This window comes from Thermobifida fusca YX (assembly GCF_000012405.1).
Lineage (GTDB): Bacteria > Actinomycetota > Actinomycetes > Streptosporangiales > Streptosporangiaceae > Thermobifida > Thermobifida fusca.
This window is the reverse complement of the sequence record NC_007333.1, coordinates 2,392,066-2,409,655: the sequence shown is the minus strand read 5'-3', so window position 1 is coordinate 2,409,655 and position 17,590 is coordinate 2,392,066. Positions and strand designations below refer to the sequence as shown.

The 17,590-nt window shown below is 67.4% G+C and carries 15 protein-coding genes; all 15 read left to right on the top strand.

Going from position 1 to position 17,590, the window contains the following annotated elements; all coding sequences use genetic code 11:
* Positions 1-4: 4 nt before the first annotated feature.
* The 15 genes from argC (at position 5) to tyrS (ending at position 16,773) form a co-directional block, all read left to right on the top strand.
* Positions 5-1,033 carry an N-acetyl-gamma-glutamyl-phosphate reductase gene (gene argC / locus TFU_RS10135; protein WP_011292480.1) on the top strand — a complete coding sequence of 343 codons (1,029 nt, stop codon included), beginning with the start codon at positions 5-7 and terminating at the stop codon, positions 1,031-1,033.
* Entirely contained in the window at positions 1,030-2,181 is a 1,152-nt protein-coding gene (argJ, locus tag TFU_RS10130; RefSeq protein ID WP_011292479.1) for a bifunctional glutamate N-acetyltransferase/amino-acid acetyltransferase ArgJ, read from the top strand. The genes argC and argJ overlap by 4 nt, the downstream gene beginning before the upstream one ends.
* Positions 2,178-3,086 (top strand): acetylglutamate kinase, encoded by a 909-nt coding sequence (gene argB, locus TFU_RS10125; RefSeq protein WP_011292478.1) that lies wholly within the window; start codon positions 2,178-2,180, stop codon positions 3,084-3,086. Before argJ ends, argB begins: the two co-directional genes overlap by 4 nt.
* Positions 3,083-4,294 carry an acetylornithine transaminase gene (locus TFU_RS10120; RefSeq protein ID WP_011292477.1) on the top strand — a complete coding sequence of 404 codons (1,212 nt, stop codon included), beginning with the start codon at positions 3,083-3,085 and terminating at the stop codon, positions 4,292-4,294. The genes argB and TFU_RS10120 overlap by 4 nt, the downstream gene beginning before the upstream one ends.
* Positions 4,291-4,824: an arginine repressor gene (locus tag TFU_RS10115; protein WP_011292476.1), complete on the top strand. Its 534-nt coding sequence runs from the start codon at positions 4,291-4,293 to the stop codon at positions 4,822-4,824. Before TFU_RS10120 ends, TFU_RS10115 begins: the two co-directional genes overlap by 4 nt.
* A gap of 70 nt (positions 4,825-4,894) precedes the next feature.
* The gene (locus tag TFU_RS10110; protein ID WP_011292475.1) at positions 4,895-6,094 is read left to right on the top strand and encodes an argininosuccinate synthase; all 1,200 of its coding nucleotides are present in this window, start codon (positions 4,895-4,897) and stop codon (positions 6,092-6,094) included.
* Between the two features lie 97 nt (positions 6,095-6,191).
* The gene (gene argH / locus TFU_RS10105; protein ID WP_011292474.1) at positions 6,192-7,622 is read left to right on the top strand and encodes an argininosuccinate lyase; all 1,431 of its coding nucleotides are present in this window, start codon (positions 6,192-6,194) and stop codon (positions 7,620-7,622) included.
* Between the two features lie 186 nt (positions 7,623-7,808).
* Positions 7,809-10,076 (top strand): sensor histidine kinase, encoded by a 2,268-nt coding sequence (locus TFU_RS10100; RefSeq protein WP_016188953.1) that lies wholly within the window; start codon positions 7,809-7,811, stop codon positions 10,074-10,076.
* Positions 10,077-10,266: 190 nt separating this feature from the next.
* The gene (locus TFU_RS10095) at positions 10,267-10,689 is read left to right on the top strand and encodes a roadblock/LC7 domain-containing protein (protein ID WP_011292472.1); all 423 of its coding nucleotides are present in this window, start codon (positions 10,267-10,269) and stop codon (positions 10,687-10,689) included.
* Entirely contained in the window at positions 10,686-11,072 is a 387-nt protein-coding gene (locus TFU_RS10090; RefSeq protein ID WP_011292471.1) for a DUF742 domain-containing protein, read from the top strand. Before TFU_RS10095 ends, TFU_RS10090 begins: the two co-directional genes overlap by 4 nt.
* Positions 11,053-11,682 carry a GTP-binding protein gene (locus tag TFU_RS10085; RefSeq protein WP_049754966.1) on the top strand — a complete coding sequence of 210 codons (630 nt, stop codon included), beginning with the start codon at positions 11,053-11,055 and terminating at the stop codon, positions 11,680-11,682. Before TFU_RS10090 ends, TFU_RS10085 begins: the two co-directional genes overlap by 20 nt.
* Before the next feature lie 94 nt (positions 11,683-11,776).
* The gene (locus TFU_RS10080; protein ID WP_011292469.1) at positions 11,777-12,703 is read left to right on the top strand and encodes a sirohydrochlorin chelatase; all 927 of its coding nucleotides are present in this window, start codon (positions 11,777-11,779) and stop codon (positions 12,701-12,703) included.
* Between the two features lie 100 nt (positions 12,704-12,803).
* Entirely contained in the window at positions 12,804-14,867 is a 2,064-nt protein-coding gene (locus TFU_RS10075) for a sensor histidine kinase (protein WP_011292468.1), read from the top strand.
* Positions 14,864-15,217 carry a DUF742 domain-containing protein gene (locus TFU_RS10070; protein WP_011292467.1) on the top strand — a complete coding sequence of 118 codons (354 nt, stop codon included), beginning with the start codon at positions 14,864-14,866 and terminating at the stop codon, positions 15,215-15,217. Before TFU_RS10075 ends, TFU_RS10070 begins: the two co-directional genes overlap by 4 nt.
* A gap of 257 nt (positions 15,218-15,474) precedes the next feature.
* Entirely contained in the window at positions 15,475-16,773 is a 1,299-nt protein-coding gene (gene tyrS, locus TFU_RS10065; protein ID WP_016188948.1) for a tyrosine--tRNA ligase, read from the top strand.
* The last annotated feature ends 817 nt before the right edge of the window (positions 16,774-17,590 follow it).

The following is a 17,590-nucleotide window of genomic DNA, read 5'->3' as shown; positions in this document are numbered from 1 at the left end:
AGGTATGGGCTATACGGCGGCGGTCGCCGGCGCCAGCGGGTACGTAGGAGGGGAACTGCTGCGCCTCCTGCTCGCCCACCCCGACATTGAGATCGGGGCACTCACCGCGGGCGGCAACGCCGGGACCCGGCTCGGCGAGCACCACCCTCACCTGACCCCGCTCGCTGACCGGATCCTCACCGAAACCACCCCCGAGACCCTTGCCGGCCACGACATCGTCTTCCTCGCCCTGCCCCACGGCCACTCCGCTGCGCTAGCAGCCCAGCTCGACGCCGACACCCTCATCGTCGACTGCGGCGCCGACTTCCGGCTGGCCGATGCCGCGGCCTGGCAGAAGTTCTACGGCTCTGAACACGCCGGCACCTGGCCCTACGGTTTGCCTGAACTCCCCGGGGCCCGTGCCGCACTGGCCCAGACCCGGCGGATCGCGGTCCCTGGCTGCTACCCCACCTGCGGAACCCTCGCCCTGATGCCTGCTTTCGCGGAGCAGCTCGTCGAACCGGAGGTCGTGGTGGTCGCCGCCTCCGGAACCTCCGGCGCTGGCAAAGCCGCCAAACCCCACCTCATCGCCAGCGAAGTCATGGGGTCGGTGAGCGTCTACGGTGTCGGGGGAGCACACCGGCACAACCCCGAATTCGTCCAGAACCTGTCCGCGGTGGCAGAGACCCCGGTGCGCGTGTCCTTCACCCCGGTCCTCGTGCCGATGCCGCGCGGCATCCTCGCCACCTGCTCGGCACCGCTCAAGCCCGCCATCGGCCTCGACGAAGTCCGCGCCGCCTACCAGCGCCACTACGACGCGGAACCCTTCGTCCACCTGCTGCCCGAGGGACAGTGGCCCACCACCGCGATGACCCTCGGCGCCAACACCGCCGCTGTCCAAGTCACCGTGGACGAAGCAGCGGGCCGCCTCGTCGCGGTCGCAGCCATCGACAACCTCACCAAGGGAACCGCGGGTGGTGCGATCCAAAGCGCCAACCTTGCCCTCGGCCTCCCCGAAACCACCGGACTCCCTATGACTGGAGTGGCACCGTGAGTGTTACCGCGCCTTTAGGCTTTCGGGCGGCAGGAGTAGCCGCCGGCATCAAAGACGGCGGCCAGCGCGACGTCGCCGTCGTCATCAACGACGGCCCGCACCACTCCGCCGCGGCAGTCTTCACGAAGAACCGGGTCAAGGCTGCACCGGTGCAGTGGTCCCAGCAGGCCGTCGCCGACGGCCAAGTGCGCGCCGTCGTCCTCAACTCTGGGGGCGCCAACGCCTGCACCGGGGCCGCGGGCTTCCAGGACGCGCGCACCACCGCGGAACACCTGGCCGCAGCGCTCAACGACTCCGCGGACCGGATCGTGGTCTGCTCCACCGGTCTCATCGGGGAACGCCTGCCCATGCCGAAACTCCTTGCCGGAGTGGACGCCGCAGTGGCGGAGGCGGCGCGCGACGGCGGCCTCAACGCGGCCGACGCTATCCGCACCACAGACACCGTCTCCAAAATCGCCTTCCGCCGCGGCAGCGGCTACACCATCGGCGGCATGGCTAAAGGAGCGGGCATGCTCGCCCCGTCGCTGGCCACCATGCTGTCGGTCCTCACCACCGACGCCGTGCTCACCCCCGAGCAGTGCACCGCCCTACTGCGCGCCGCCACCGAAGTGACCTTCGACCGGCTCGACACCGACGGCTGCACCTCCACCAACGACACCGTGGTGCTCATGGCCAGCGGCGCTTCCGGCACCACCCCGGACGAGGCAGAGTTCTCCCGCCTGCTCACCGAAGTCTGCCAGGACCTGTGCCGCCAACTCCTGGCCGACGCGGAAGGCGCGACCAAAGCCATCGCCATTGAAGTCGTGGGCGCGGCCAGCACCGACGACGCGGTCACCGTCGGACGCGCTATCGCCCGCAACGCCCTCTTCAAATGCGCGATCTACGGAGAGGACCCCAACTGGGGACGCGTCCTCGCCGCAGTAGGCACTACCGACGCCGTCTTCGAACCGGACAACATCAACGTCGCCATCAACGGCGTATGGGTGTGCCGGGGCGGATCGGTCGGCGACGACCGCGCCAAAGTCAACCTCAAACCCCGGGACGTCACCGTCACCGTCGACCTCTCCGCGGGCTCCGCCTCCGCCACAGTGTGGACCACCGACCTGACCGTCGACTACGTACACGAGAACTCGGCCTACTCCACATGATCTCCAGAACCCGCCAGGAAGCCCTGGACAAGGCGAAGACCCTCATCGAAGCGCTCCCCTGGCTGAGCGCCCTCCACGGCAAGACCGTGGTCGTCAAATACGGCGGCAACGCCATGACCGACCCGGACCTGCGGGCGCGCTTCGCTGAGAACATCGTGTTCCTGCGGTACGCCGGCCTGCGCCCCGTCGTCGTCCACGGAGGCGGCCCGCAGATCAACGCGCACCTGGAACGGCTCGGCGTGGAAAGCACCTTCACCGCCGGGCTGCGGGTCACCACGCCCGAGACGATGGAGATCGTCCGCATGGTCCTCGTCGGCCAGGTCAACCGCGAGATCGTCGGGCTCATCAACGAGCACGGCCCCTTCGCCGTCGGCATGTCCGGTGAAGACGCCCACCTGTTCACCGCCGAACGCAAATACGCCATGGTCGACGGCGAACCCGTCGACATCGGACTCGTCGGCGAAGTCGTGGACGTCCAACCCGGGGCCGTGCGCAGCCTGCTGGACGACGGACGCATCCCCATCATCTCCAGCATCGCCCGCTCCGCCGAAGGCGGCGTGTACAACGTCAACGCCGACACCGCGGCCGCGGCACTGGCCGTGGCTTTGGGCGCCGCCAAACTCATCGTGCTCACCGACGTGGAAGGCCTCTACGCCGACTACCCGGTCAACTCGGAGCTCATCAGCCACATGACCGCCAGCGAGCTGGAGGAAATGCTGCCGACCCTGTCGTCCGGCATGGTGCCCAAGATGGAAGCCTGCCTGCGCGCAGTCCGCGGCGGCGTCCCCCAAGCGCACGTCCTCGACGGGCGCATCCCCAACGCGATGCTGCTCGAGATCTTCACCGACGAAGGAGTCGGCACCATGGTCCTGCCGGACAAGGATCCCGCCGGGGGTGACGCATGAGCGCCACCGAACAGTTGCAGAAACGCTTCGAAGCGGTCCTCATGCCCAACTACGGCATCCCGCCCGTGGCCCTGGTCCGCGGCGAAGGATGCCGGGTCACCGACGCCGACGGGAAGACCTACCTCGACCTCATCGCCGGGATCGCGGTGTCGTCCCTGGGATACGGGCACCCCGCCCTGGTCGCAGCAGTCACCGAGCAGGCCGCCACCCTCATCCACACCAGCAACCTGTTCCTGCACGAACGGGAAGTCGAACTCGCGGAGAAACTCGTCAGCCTGCTCGGCGGGTCCGCGCGGGTCTTCTTCGCCAACTCCGGCACGGAAGCCAACGAGGCAGCGCTGAAACTCGTCCGACGTGCCGCGGGACCGGAACGCACCTACTACGTCTCCACCGTGGCCGGCTTCCACGGCCGCACCTCCGGCTCGCTCGCCCTCACCGGCAAACCCGCGATTCGGGACCCGTTCGGCCCCTTCAACCTGGACGTGCGGTTCGTCCCCCACGGCGACGTGGCAGCGCTGCGCGAAGCCGTCACCGACCAGTGCATCGCGGTCTTCGTCGAGCCCGTGCAAGGGGAGGCCGGAGTCGTCCCGGCCCGGCCAGGCTACCTGGCCGCGGTCCGCGAGATCTGCGACGCCACCGGAGCCGCCTTCGTCCTCGACGAGATCCAAAGCGGGATCGGCCGCACCGGGCACTGGTTCGCACACCAGGCCGAAGGGGTCCGCCCCGACGTCCTCACTCTCGCCAAAGGACTCGGCGGTGGACTGCCGATCGGGGCCTGCGTGGGCTTCGGCCGGTACGGCACCGCCTTCGCCAAAGGCGACCACGGGTCCACGTTCGGCGGCAACCCCGTGGCAGCCGCGGCAGCCCTCGCCGTCCTCACCACCATCGAACAGGACCGGCTCCTGGAATCGGTCACCGAACTGGGGGAGCTGCTCGCCGCCGAAATCACCGGCATCGGCCACCCCCTGGTGGCGGCAGTGCGCGGCGTCGGCCTGTGGCGCGGAATCCAGCTCACCGCACCGGCAGCCGCCCACGTCCAAACCCGCGCGGCCGAAGCCGGGTTCCTCGTCAACGCTGTCACACCCGAGGTGGTCCGCCTGGCCCCGCCGCTCATCATCACCAGGGCCGAAATCCTCGAGTTCACCCGGGCACTCCCGGACATCCTGAACGCCGCCGCCCGCGACGCTGAGGAGGACCAGCGACGATGACCGTCGACGGCGCGAAGTCCGCACCCCCCACCAAAGCAGCCCGCCACGCCAAGATCACCGAACTGCTCACCAAGTACGCTGTTCGTTCGCAGAACGAACTGGCCCGGCTGCTCGCTGAGGAGGGGGTCCAGGTCACCCAAGCCACACTCTCCCGGGACCTGGACGAATTGGGCGCGGTCAAACTCCGCACCGTCGACGGCAACCTCGTCTACGTACTCCCCGGGGAGGGCGGGGAACGCCTTCCCCGGGCCCACGCCGACGAACTTGAGTTGGAGCAGGTCTCCAACCCACGGTTGAGCCGACTAGCCGAAGACCTGCTGGTCTCGGCCGAGGCCTCGGCCAATATCGTCGTCGTCCGCACACCGCCGGGGGCAGCCCAGTACCTGGCCTCGGCAATCGACCACAGCGACATCCCCGCCATCCTGGGCACCATCGCGGGAGACGACACCATCCTGGTCGTCGCCCGCGACCCCCAAGGCGGGGAAGAACTCGCAGCCACGCTGCTGCGGTTCGCCAACCGGCGCGTCTAGCCGAGGCCTGTCACACGACCATCGACCCGGATGCCGCCGCATCCGTTCTGTTGCACTAGGAGAGACATCCATGACCGAGCGGGTCGTACTCGCATACTCAGGAGGACTCGACACCTCCGTGGCTATCGGCTGGATCGCCGAAGAGACCGGGGCTGAAGTCATCGCGGTCGCCATCGACTGCGGCCAAGGCGGAGAGGACATGGAAGTCATCCGCCAGCGGGCCCTGGCTTGCGGCGCGGTGGAGGCGGTCATCGCCGACGCCAAGGAGGAGTTCGCCAACGACTACTGTGTGCCGGCCATCCAAGCCAACGCGCTCTACATGGACCGCTACCCGCTGGTCTCCGCGCTGTCGCGGCCGCTGATCGTCAAGCACCTGGCCGAGGCTGCGCGCTACCACGGGGCCACCATGGTCGCGCACGGCTGCACCGGTAAAGGCAACGACCAGGTGCGTTTCGAAGCGGGCCTGGCAGCGCTCTTCCCCGAGCTGAAGGTCCTCGCCCCGGTCCGGGACTCGGGCATGACCCGCGACAAGGCGATCGCGTTCGCTGAAGAGAAGGGTCTGCCGATCGACGTCACCAAGAAGTCGCCGTACTCCATCGACCAGAACCTGTTCGGCCGCGCCGTGGAGACCGGCTTCCTGGAGGACATCTGGAACGGCCCCATCGAGGACATCTACGACTACACCCAGAACCCGGCCGAGCCGCGGGAGCCCGACGAGGTCGTCATCACCTTCACCGCCGGGGTGCCCACCGCCCTCGACGGCAAGGAGCTCAGCCCGCTGGAGATCATCCAGGAGCTGAACCGGCGCGCCGGCGCCCAGGGCGTGGGCCGTATCGACATGGTCGAAGACCGCCTGGTGGGCATCAAGAGCCGCGAAGTCTACGAGGCGCCCGGCGCGATCACCCTCATCACCGCGCACCAGGAGCTGGAGAACGTCACCGTCGAACGCGAGCTGGCCCGCTTCAAGCGCTGGGTGGACCAGCGGTGGGGCGAGCTGGTCTACGACGGCCTGTGGTTCTCCCCGCTGAAGAACGCGCTGGACAAGTTCATCCTCGAAGCCAACAAGCACGTCACCGGCGACATCCGGATGGTGCTGCACGGCGGCCGGGCCGTGGTCACCGGTCGGCGCAGCGAGGCCTCCCTCTACGACTACCACCTGGCCACCTACGACAGCGGCGACACCTACGACCAGAGCCTGGCCCGCGGATTCATCGACATCTGGAGCATGCCCGCCAAGATCGCCAACATGCGCGACCGCCGGCTCTCCTGACCCGGAGCCCGCACTGAGGTGGCGTCCCGCACACCCCGGGGTGTGCGGGACGCCTGTCCCGTGTTCCACCAAACCATCGACTGTTAAAGGACCCATCGTGGCCCACGAGCCCGACAGCCAGACCGTACGCCTGTGGGGCGGCCGTTTCAGCGGCGGCCCGTCCGAAGCACTGGCCCGCCTCTCCCAAAGCACCCACTTCGACTGGCGGCTCGCCCGCTACGACATTGCGGGATCCCGCGCCCACGCCCGTGTCCTGCACGCAGCGGGCCTGCTCGACGACGCGGAACTCGCGCAGATGCTGCGCGGGCTGGACCAGTTGGAGGCTGACGTCGCCTCCGGCGCTTTCACACCCAGCCCTGACGACGAGGACGTGCACACCGCGCTCGAACGGGGCTTCATCGAACGGGTCGGCCCGGAACTGGGCGGACGGCTGCGCGCCGGGCGGTCCCGCAACGACCAGATCGCCACGCTGGTGCGCATGTACCTGCGCGAAGAGGCCCGCGCGATCACCGCGCTCCTCCTCGACCTGGTCGCAGCACTGGCAGACCAGGCTGAAGCCAACCTCGACGTGCCGATGCCGGGCCGCACCCACCTGCAGCACGCCCAGCCGGTGCTGCTGGCCCACCACCTGATGGCGCACGCCTGGCCGCTGATCCGCGATATCGAACGGCTGCGCGACTGGGACCGGAGAGCCGACATGTCGGCGTACGGCTCCGGGGCGCTCGCCGGATCCTCCCTGGGACTGGACCCTGAAGCGGTCGCCGCGGAACTGGGTTTCTCCCGGTCGGTGCCCAACTCCATCGACGGCACTGCAGCCCGCGACGTGGTGGCCGAGTTCGCTTTCGTGGCGGCGATGATCGGGGTGGACCTGTCCCGGATCTCCGAGGAGATCATCCTCTGGGCCACCAAGGAGTTTTCGTTCATCACCCTGGACGACGCGTTCTCCACCGGGTCGTCGATCATGCCGCAGAAGAAGAACCCGGACATCGCCGAACTCGCCCGGGGCAAGGCAGGGCGGCTTATCGGCGACCTGGCGGGCCTGCTCAGCACCCTCAAAGGGCTGCCGCTCGCCTACAACCGCGACCTGCAGGAGGACAAGGAGCCGGTCTTCGACGCCGTCGACACCCTCAAAGTCCTGCTTCCCGCGTTCACCGGCATGGTCGCCACCCTCACCGTCAACCGGGAGCGGATGGCGGAACTAGCCCCGCAGGGGTTCTCGCTCGCCACCGACATCGCCGAATGGCTGGTGCGGCAGCGGGTGCCGTTCCGCGAGGCGCACGAGATCGCCGGGGCATGCGTGCGGGTCTGCGAGGAACGCGGCATCGACCTGCCCGACCTCAGCGACGCGGACCTGGCCGCCATCTCCCCGCACTTGACCCCGCAGGTGCGCGAGGTCCTCACCGTCCAAGGGTCGCTGGAGTCGCGGGCCGCCCGAGGCGGGACTGCCCCGGCGCGGGTCCGGGAACAGCTCGCCGAACTGCGGAAGGCGATCGACGACCACCGCGCCTTCACCCAGTCGCACGCGTGAGAGCGCAGGGCGGACGGGGACCCCTGTCCGCCCTGCACTGTCGAAAGAGGAAGCACGCGACGCAGGACCGGTTTGGTCAAAACCCTCACACACGCCCCTCGTTTCCGGTAGCGTCCCTTCACGGCACCGCTGGTACGAACACCATGACGATGGGTAGTTGGCGTGTCGCGGTGCGGGGAGGACACCATGAGCGGGCCGGACGGCACCAGACGCGGGATCAAGACACAACTCAACAAGATTGTGCTGATCCCCGCGATCACTTTCCTTGTCCTTTTCGTCGTACTCAGTGTGGCCACGGTCACCCAGGCCCTGGTCCTGCGTGCGGCAGCCGCAAAAAGCGAGGAAGGCTCCCGCCTCTATGCCGCGCTCGTCGAGCTGCAGGCAGAGCGGGAACTCGCCCTCCAATACCTGGCCGATCCGTCCCCCGAAGTCCTGGGACTGCTCCGCACCCAGCAGGCAGGGACCGACGAGGCACTGGCCGAGATCCGCCTCACCGAGGACGACCTTGCCGAAGCCGATTTCCGCTCCGCGCTCAACCAGCGGGAGACCCTGCGCAAGGACATCGCCGCCCGGCGGATCAACCGGAGCGAAGCCCACCGCGGCTACAGCGCCATCATCGCCGCGGGCATCGACCACTACGCGATCCACAGCCGGAAGTTCGGCGACGGCGAAGCCGTGGCCACGGGCGGCGCCTTCGTGCAGACCATGCGCACCCAGGAGACTTTCGCGCAGGCCGATGCGCTGATCGCCGGGGCACAGGTCGCCGGAGAACTCACCGAAGCCGAGCGCATCATGTTCTCCGGGCTGATCAACGAGCTGGAGCGGCGGCTCAACGAACTCCGCTGGGCGCTCTCCGAACCCGCGGCCCGCTACTACGCCGCTCTCGCCGAGTCCACGGAATGGGAGAGCATGGTCGCCAGCGCGGGGCAGATCGCCAACTGGCGGCCGACCGAGGACCCCGTCTTCGGCGGATGGTCCGAAACCCTGCCCACGGCCGTGGCCGTATGGGACACCGACGCGGTCAGGGTCAACGAGACCCTCGTGGCGATGACCGAAGCCCAAGCCCAGGTCACCATCGAAACCACCCAGGACGCCAGCGCCCAAGTGTTCTCCACGGCGATCGGCGGCTCCATTCTGGCGCTGTTCGCCGGCGCACTCGCCTACGGCATCGCCTCCAAGACTGCGACCCGGCTCACTGGACGGCTGTCCCAGCTCCGCCAGGACACCCTGGACCTGGCCCGAAACGAACTGCCGGACATCGTCCGCCGCCTCGAACAAGGCGAAGAGGTGGACCTGCAGACCCAGCCGCGCCGCCTCGACTACGGCAACGACGAGATCGGCCAGGTCGCCGACGCATTCAACACCGCCCAGCGCACGGCAGTGGCCGCTGCCGCGCGCCAAGTCGAGATCCGCTCCGGCGCCAACCGGGTGTTCTTGGCCCTCGCCTACCGCGACCAGTCGCTGCTCCAGCGCCAGCTCCGCTTGATCGACCAGATTGAACGCCAAGAAGAGGACCCGGACCTCATGGACCGCCTCTTCCAGCTGGACCACCTGGCGACTCGCGGACGGCGCAACGCAGAGAACCTCATCATCCTGGCCGGGGGCCAGCCAGGCCGACGGTGGCGTTCCCCCATTCCCCTCATCGACGTGCTGCGCAGCGCGGTCTCCGAGACCGAGGACTATGCCCGGATCACGGTGCTGCCCACCCCGGACGTGGCGCTCCTCGGCCAAGGAGTCGCCGACGTGATCCACCTCTTCGCGGAACTTGTGGAGAACGCTGCCCGCTACTCGCCGCCGCACACCCGCGTTGAGGTGTACAGCGAGCGGGTATCGAAAGGGGTCGCCGTCGAAGTCAGAGACCAGGGCCTGGGCATGAGCGAGGAGAGCCTGGCCGAGGCCAACAACCTCTTGGCTCACCCGCCTGAATTCGACGTGGTGGCCCTGGGCGAGAACGTCCGGCTCGGCTTGTTCGTGGTGGCCCGGCTCGCCGCCCGGCACAACATCCAGGTGCGGCTCCGCTCCGGCCCCGACGGCGGGACCCAGGCGATTGTGCTGATTCCGGACACCTTGGTCGTGGAGACACCCCCCGACGACCTCGATCTGGGACCGTACGAGGCGGAGCGCGACAACCGGTCGTCTGCCTCCCGGACCGCGCCGCCCGCTCCTCCTGCCGTGCCTGCCGCTCCCCCAGTGCCCGAACCGGCCTCCCCGGCGGGAACCGTGTCCCGTGACCCGAACGACCCTCGGCCCCCGCTGCCGAAGCGTCAACGGCAGACTCATCTCGCCGCCCCCTTGCGGGACGCTGGAGCACCGGACCCTTCCGCTACCCAGCCCGCGGCAACCCCCCGCCGGTCGTCAGAGGAGGCGCGCCGCATGATGGAAGCCTTCCACCGCGGCACCCGCAAAGGGCGGGAGAGTAGAGCGACACGGTCCCCTGAGTCCGTGACTGAGTAGGTGCTCCTATGCGGCGGCACGTGTGCGAAGCCTTCGTCGGCCCGCGTTCGGCCTCGCGGTCCACTCCGGAACCACGCGGGGCCTGCTCGGTACTGTGGCCAATCGTCCGCGCACAGTGGGCTGGGATGGGCTGCCCGGAGAGTGGACGACCGAACGAAACCGCAGGAACACACGAAGGAATGGGAAGCAGATGAGCAACGCCTCGGAAAATCTCAACTGGCTCCTCGACGACCTGGTCGACCGGGTCGTCGGCGCGGACCACGCCATCGTGCTGTCCGCTGACGGTCTGCTCATCGGCAGGTCCCGTGGCCTCACCGACGAAGAAGGGGAGCATCTCTCCGCGGTTGCCTCAGCATTCCAGAGCCTGGCACGCGGCACCAGTCGGCAGTTCAAGGGCGGCCGAGTGCTGCAGACAGTCGTGGAGATGGAGCACGCCTACCTGTTCGTCACTGCCGCGGGCGAGGGCGCGTGCATGGCAGTGCTCGCGGCTGAGGACGCCGACGTGGGGATGATCGCCTACGAAATGAACAGCCGCATCAAGCGAGTCGGACAGTTCCTCACCAGTGCCCCGCGCCATCCCGAAGCCGCCGGCCGGGTATCAACCGGGTCATGACAGACCACCACGGCACTGGTAGAGGCCCGCACTGGGAGGAAGACGCAGGGCCTCTCGTCCGCCCCTATGCGGTCACCGGGGGCCGCACCCGTCCCGCGGAGAGCCAACTGGACATGATCAGTACGGTTGTCGCCTCCCGGAGGGAGACGGGCATCACCCATCTGCTGCCGGAACACCGCGCGATTCTGCGGCTGTGCCGTTCCCCCGTGTCGGTAGCTGAGATCGCTGCCCGGGTAGACCTGCCGATCACCGTGGTCAAAGTGCTGCTCGGTGATCTCGTCACCCAAGGCTTCGTGCTGGCTCGAGCACCCATGCCTCCTCGGGCTGCTACCTCTGAAATGACTCTGCTGCAGGCGGTGCTCGATGGCATTCGCAGACTCTAGCTCCGCAGACGCTCCCGTGCTCCCCGCGGCGCTCAAGGTTCTCATCGCGGGCGGGTTCGGCGCGGGGAAGACCACGATGGTCGGCTCGATTAGTGAGATCACCCCGCTGAGCACCGAGGAGGTGATGACCGAGGCCAGTCTGGGGGTGGACGACCTGTCCGGCGTGGAGAACAAGACGACCACCACGGTGGCGCTGGACTTCGGTCGGATCACCATCAGCCCTGAGCTGGTGTTGTACCTGTTCGGTACCCCGGGTCAGGAGCGGTTCTGGTTTATGTGGAACGAGCTGGCTGCCGGGGCGCTGGGTGCGGTGGTGCTTGCCGACACCCGGCGGTTGGAGACGTGTTTTCCCTCGGTGGACTTCTTCGAACGGCGCGGTATCCCGTTTGTGGTCGCGGTGAACTGCTTCGACGGGGCTCCGAACTACACCGGCACAGAGATCCGGAAAGCAGTCGATCTCGCTGAGGACGTGCCCGTCGTCCTGGGGGATGCCCGTGATCGCACGTCCTGCGCCCACATGCTCATCACCCTGGTGCAGCACATCATGCGACGCCGCGAGTCAGCCCAGGTCCGCGAGACTGCCACGCAAAGTACCGCAACCATGGGATGATCCGTTATCACGGTGCGATCTTCACGGCTGAGAATCGACCGTGATAGGCCCAGTACCTCCAATCGTTACTATCACTCGCGTGAGTTCAGACGGTATGCACAATTCTGACCGGCTTCCTCCCCGTATCACCTCAAGACGGCGGCGTTCGGGGCGGCATCGCGACCCGTTGTCCTTCGACAAGTGGGTGGGCACGCCACCCCTGGTCCTCGTCGCCTTTGGCACACCCGAGGGCGACAGGAGCGGTTTCGCTACCGAGATGGTGGATTTCGTCCGTCCCTACCGGCCCGAGCCAACCCTGCACTTCGCCTACACCCAGGGAGAAGCGGACCGCATTGTCGCGCTCCTCAAGGACATCGCGGTGCAGCGCGACGAGGAGCAGCGGGACTCTGACCCGTGTGACGCCGTCATCGTTCCTTTGGTGGCAGGACCGCACCAGCCCACGTTGAACGCCATCACCCAGGCGATCCAGGCCACCGGTCTGCAGGTGCGGGTCACCGACCCGCTGGGACCGCACCCCATGCTCGCCGAAGCTCTCCACCTGCGGCTGGCTGAGGCATCCTACGTGCGTGCCGACCGGATGCGGCTGATCAGTGTGATGGCACCCAGTGACACGATGGCCGACGGAGTGCTGGTCGGCTCGGTCGGCGGTCCGGACGCGTTGAACGCTGCCGGGGTCACCGCGGTGCTCCTCGCCGCACGCTTGGGTATCACCGTGCTTCCCGCAGCACTGGACGACCCCGCGAATCTTGAGCAAGCGTTTGCGCAACTCGCTGCCGCCGGGTGCCGTCGTCCGGTGATCGCGCCCAGCATCATGGGGCAGGAGATCTCCCCTGCCGAGATCAACGCTCTGGCGGCCAAGCACGGGGCCCGCGTCAGCGCTCCCCTGGGGGCGAACACCATCACCGCCAAGATCGTGGCGCTGCGCTACGCCGAACTGCTCAACACCCTGGGAGTGGAAAAGCAGCCCACCCTGGAGGACCTGCCAGCGCCAGTGGGGGCCCGACACCGCAAGGAGAACTGATCCGTCGCCTTTGGGGCCCCACAAAGTAATAACTGATTGTCACAAAGTGGCCACTTAACGCGATGGGTTTCGGTACGGTCGTCCCCTGAGGGGGAAGACCATGACCACGTGCGAACACAACCCAGCCGGTAAAGGCGCTATTCGCGGTCAGCTCATCCGGATGGTGCTCATTCCCAGCGTCAGCTTCCTGCTGTTATGGGCCCTGCTGACCGCCACGAGCACCACGGGTGCGCTCCGCCTGGCAGGCACAGTCCAGCGAGGCGAGGCCGGAATACGAGCGTTGAGCCTGATCGCCGCGGAACTGCGCGCCGAACGAAAATCGACCCAGGAATTTCTCGGCGACGGTTCCGCGGCGACCCACGGCGCACTTCAGGAAGCCCGAGAGCACACAGACACGATCTTTGCCCGGCAGCGCCGACAGGCTTCGCGTCTACTCGGTTCCGCCGACACCGAACTCGACGACCGCCTCCGCGACTTTTTTGCGGCGTGGAAAGGCCTGCCCGCGCTCCGCGAAAAAGTCGACCAGCGGAAGATCGACCGGGAGACCGCCCTCCAGGAGTACACCTCGGTCCTCTCCGCGATCCTTCTCGTCAACGACGCCATCGTCGCCCGGCTGCACGGTGACGGCCCGCACACCGACGGGGCTATTGCGCTGGAACTCATGCGCGCCCAAGACCGCTACGCCCAAGCCGACGCCCTGCTGGCCGGAGCGTCCGCCGCAGGCGGCATGGGGTACTCCGAGACCGCGCATTTCACCTTCCTCACCGCCTCCTACCGGGACACGCTCGACCGGATCGGCCCGGAACTCAGCTCACCGGCCCGCACCGCCCACCAAGCGCTCCACCAGTCCCCCTCCTGGATCACCTTGCAGGAACTCAGCCTGCAAGTGCTGTCCCGACCCCCGGTGGTCAACTCGTCCGAAACCGCCGAGTTCAACACCGAGATCCCCGTAGCCGCCACCGAATGGCAGCGCGTCATGGACGTCACCGAACCCCTGTTCCAACGGCTGGTGACCGCCCAGACCGAAACCGTGCTGGACAACGCCAAAGCAGCGGCGCTGCAGGCGGTAGTCGTGACCGTCGTGGGCTGCCTCATCGTGCTCCTGGCAGGAAGCGTCGCCATCGTCTACGCTCTACGCCTCGCCCGCAGACTGATCGGACGGCTGCACCGCCTCCACTCGGAGACGTTGGCGGTCGCCGACAGCCGTCTCCCCGAGATCGTCGCCCGTGCGTCCACCGGGGCCCGAGTGGACGTCACCGCTGAGCTGCCCACACTGCGCTACGGCACGGACGAGATCGGCAGGGTCGCTGACGCGTTCAACACCGCGCAGCGCACCGCGGCAGCCGCGGCCGTACGGCAGGCAGAGATCCGGGAAGGAGCCAACCGGGTTTTCCTCGGCATCGCGCAACGCAACCAGAGGCTCATCCACCGGCAGTTGTGCCTGCTCGACGAGATCGAATCCGCTGAAGACGACCCGGTTGCCCTGCGCCGCCTCCTGCGCCTGGACCACTTGGTCACCCAGGGGCGCCGCTACGCCGACAACCTGCTCATCCTCGCCGGGGCAGGAACTGCCCGGCAGTGGAAAGACCCGATGCCGCTGATCGACGTGCTGCGCGCCGCAAGCTCCGAAATCGAGGAGTACACCCGCGTGCGACTGTGCTCCGTGGTGCAGACCAGAGTGCACGGACATGCGGCGGCCGATGTCACCCACTTGCTTGCCGAGCTCGTGGAGAACGCCGTCAACTTCTCCCCGGAACCAGCCCAGGTGGATATCGACACCAAGAGCACCCCCGACGGGGTGGCCGTGGAGGTGGTGGACCGCGGCATCGGGATGGACCCCGACCAGTACGCCCGGCTCAACGCCACCCTGGCCCAGCCGCCGGAGTTCGACGTGATGGCGTTGTCCGCCGAACCCCGCCTCGGCCTGTTCGTGGTGGCCCGCTTGGCGGCCCGCCACGGGATCACCGTCACCCTGGAGCCGTCTCCCTACGGGGGTGTGCTCGCGCGGGTCACGCTCCCGAACAGCCTCCTCGACCAGCCTCGCGAATCCGCTGCTGCCTGCTCCCCACCGAAGGAGCTGTCCGGGATTCCCGTGGCGGAGGAAGACAGCGAGGGCTCTTCCACCGCCGAGGACTCACCGGTCCAGCCGGGAGCGACGCCATGACCGGGCTCTCCACCTCTGATCCGGGCCGGCTGCTGCGGCCGTTCGCCTTGGCCTTGAAGGACAGTGATGACACGGCCCTGGTCCTGGACCTGGCCAGCATGGTCGTCGCGGTCCATCCCCCTGAGGAGGGGTACGAGACCGCTCCGGAACAGGAAAAAATCCTCCGTCTCTGCGCGGTCCCGCACTCCGTCGCGGAGATCGCCGCCGCGCTGGATATCCCGCCCAGCCTCGCTCGCCTGCTGGTCAGCGACATGGTTGCGGAAGGGGCCCTGCGGGTGGGCGCCACACCCGATCCGCGCCCGACCGACTCGCTGCTCCAGGCGGTGCTGGAAGGGCTGCAAGCCCTCTGAAAAGACTGCGGTCCCGGCACGGCGCCCAGCCGGGACCAGCGCCATGGCGCGCAGGCGGAGAGGGTCACGCCTCTGCGGACAGGCTTCGTAGCCGAGTGCTCTAGCGTATGAAGTCAAGAGCGCGGACCTGCCCCCGGCGGGGAGGCAGCACCGCCGTCGCATCGGTTCGCGCGACAAACCGATACCGTAGGGAAGCGGTCGGTGAACCCCAGGTGGCCCGGCCATCGAAGTCTGAAGAGCCGTTACGGAAAGACCCCATGACCGACATCATCGACGACCTGCAGTGGCGCGGACTCATCGCGCAGACCACCGACCTTGACGACCTGCGCAAGGCACTCGCTGATGGCCCGGTCACCCTCTATTGCGGCTTCGATCCCACAGCGGGAAGCCTGCACGTCGGGCACCTGACCCAGGCACTGACCCTGGCTCGCTTCCAACGAGCGGGACACCGCCCTATCGCTCTGGTCGGTGGGGCTACCGGGATGATCGGCGACCCCAAGCCCAACGCGGAGCGCACCCTCAACTCGCCGGAGACTATTCGGCAGTGGGTGGGGAACCTGAAGCGGCAGCTGTCATCGTTCCTCGAGTTCACCCCTGAGGGCGCGGAGCCGAAACCCACGGACGCCCTGCTGCTGGACAACGCGGAGTGGCTTGGAAAGCTGACGGCGATCGGGCTGCTGCGGGACATCGGCAAGCACTTCAGCATCAACCAGATGCTGGCCCGGGAGACCGTCAAGACCCGGCTTGAGGGCGCGGGCATGAGCTACACCGAGTTCAGCTACGTCCTCCTGCAGTCCTACGACTATGTGGAGCTGTACCGCAGGCACGGGTGCACGCTCCAGATCGGCGGCAGCGACCAGTGGGGCAACATCACCGCCGGCCTGGACCTCATCCGCCGCATGGAAGGAAACGAGCCGCACGGTCCGGCGCACGCACTGACCACTACTCTGCTCACCAAGGCCGACGGCACCAAGTTCGGCAAGACCGAGAGCGGAGCAGTGTGGCTGGACCCCGAACTCACCAGCCCGTACGCCTTCTACCAGTTCTGGTTCAACTCCGACGACCGGGACATCCCCCGCTACCTGCGGATCTTCAGCTTCCGGTCCCGCGAGGAGATCGAGGAGCTGGAGCAGAAGACCATTGAACGCCCTGCCGAACGGGCAGCGCAGCGGGCTCTCGCTGAAGAGCTGACCACCTTGGTCCACGGCGAGCAGGAGTGCCGCAACGTCATCGAGGCCAGCAAGGCGCTGTTCGGCCACGGCACTCTCGCCGACCTGAACCCCGACACTCTGGGGGCTGCGCTGAAGGAGGTGCCGCACGTGGAACTCTCGGGAACCGTCCGGGAGCTTCCCCCGCTGGTGGACCTCTTTGCGTCCACCGGTCTGGTGCCCAGCAAGTCAGCGGCCCGCCGCACCATCCAGGAGGGCGGCGCTTACTTGAACAACGCCAAGGTCACCGACATCGAGGCCCGGGTGAGTGAGGCAGACCTCCTGCACGGGCGCTACCTCGTGCTCCGCCGCGGCAAGCGCAACGTCGGGGGAGTCATCCTGCGCTAGCGCTTCGGTGGAGTAGCCGTAGCCCCCACTGGATGGGCCGTCAATCTGCTGTGCGGATGTTTACGGCTCGCCAGTGGGGGAAGAACACCTTTCGCTACGATGTTGAATAGAGCGCACGAGCGGGACAGCAGACGTTCCCTGACGTGCCGCAGAGGCCTCACAGAGGCTACTTCGGTATCCCGGGGTAGCGCCCCCGGGCGCCCAGGCATGTTTGACATGCCTAGGACAGCGAACTAAACTCCTGAAACCGCCGTGGGAGACATCTCCCTTTCGAGGTGCCTGCAAGACCACGGCTGCTGGGAGAGACTCCGGTCAGAGCATCCGCGACGACTGGTAGCCTCTCTCCAGGTCCCTCACTTCAGAGGGGCACGGGTACCGGCGCAGTCAGACCAGGGATGGTCTGAAGCACTCGAAGAAGCTGGTACTCTGGAAAAGGAGCTCGAAGAAAGACCAAATGAAAGGTCTGAATTCGACGCTCAGCTCCCGATCAGCAATTTTCGACCGGTGAATTACTGGTTGGAATTGTTGACTGGGATGAGGATGATGTGCCGCATCCGGGGAAGAGCCCGTGTGGGTTTGTAGACGGTTGGCGGTTGTTTCTTGAGAACTCAACAGCGCGTGGTTGTTTCTTGACAGCCGGGTTTGTGTGGTTTTTGGCTCCTTCCTGCCCCCTGGGTTTGTGGGGGTGGGGGTTCCTTTGATCTGGTGCCTTGCGCGCGTTGTGTGTGTGGGGTGCCGGGTTGGGGTTGAGCTCTTGTAAGGTTTGCCGCCCCCTGTTGTGCACACTGTTTGTTGGGTGTGTGGTGGGGGTTGGTGT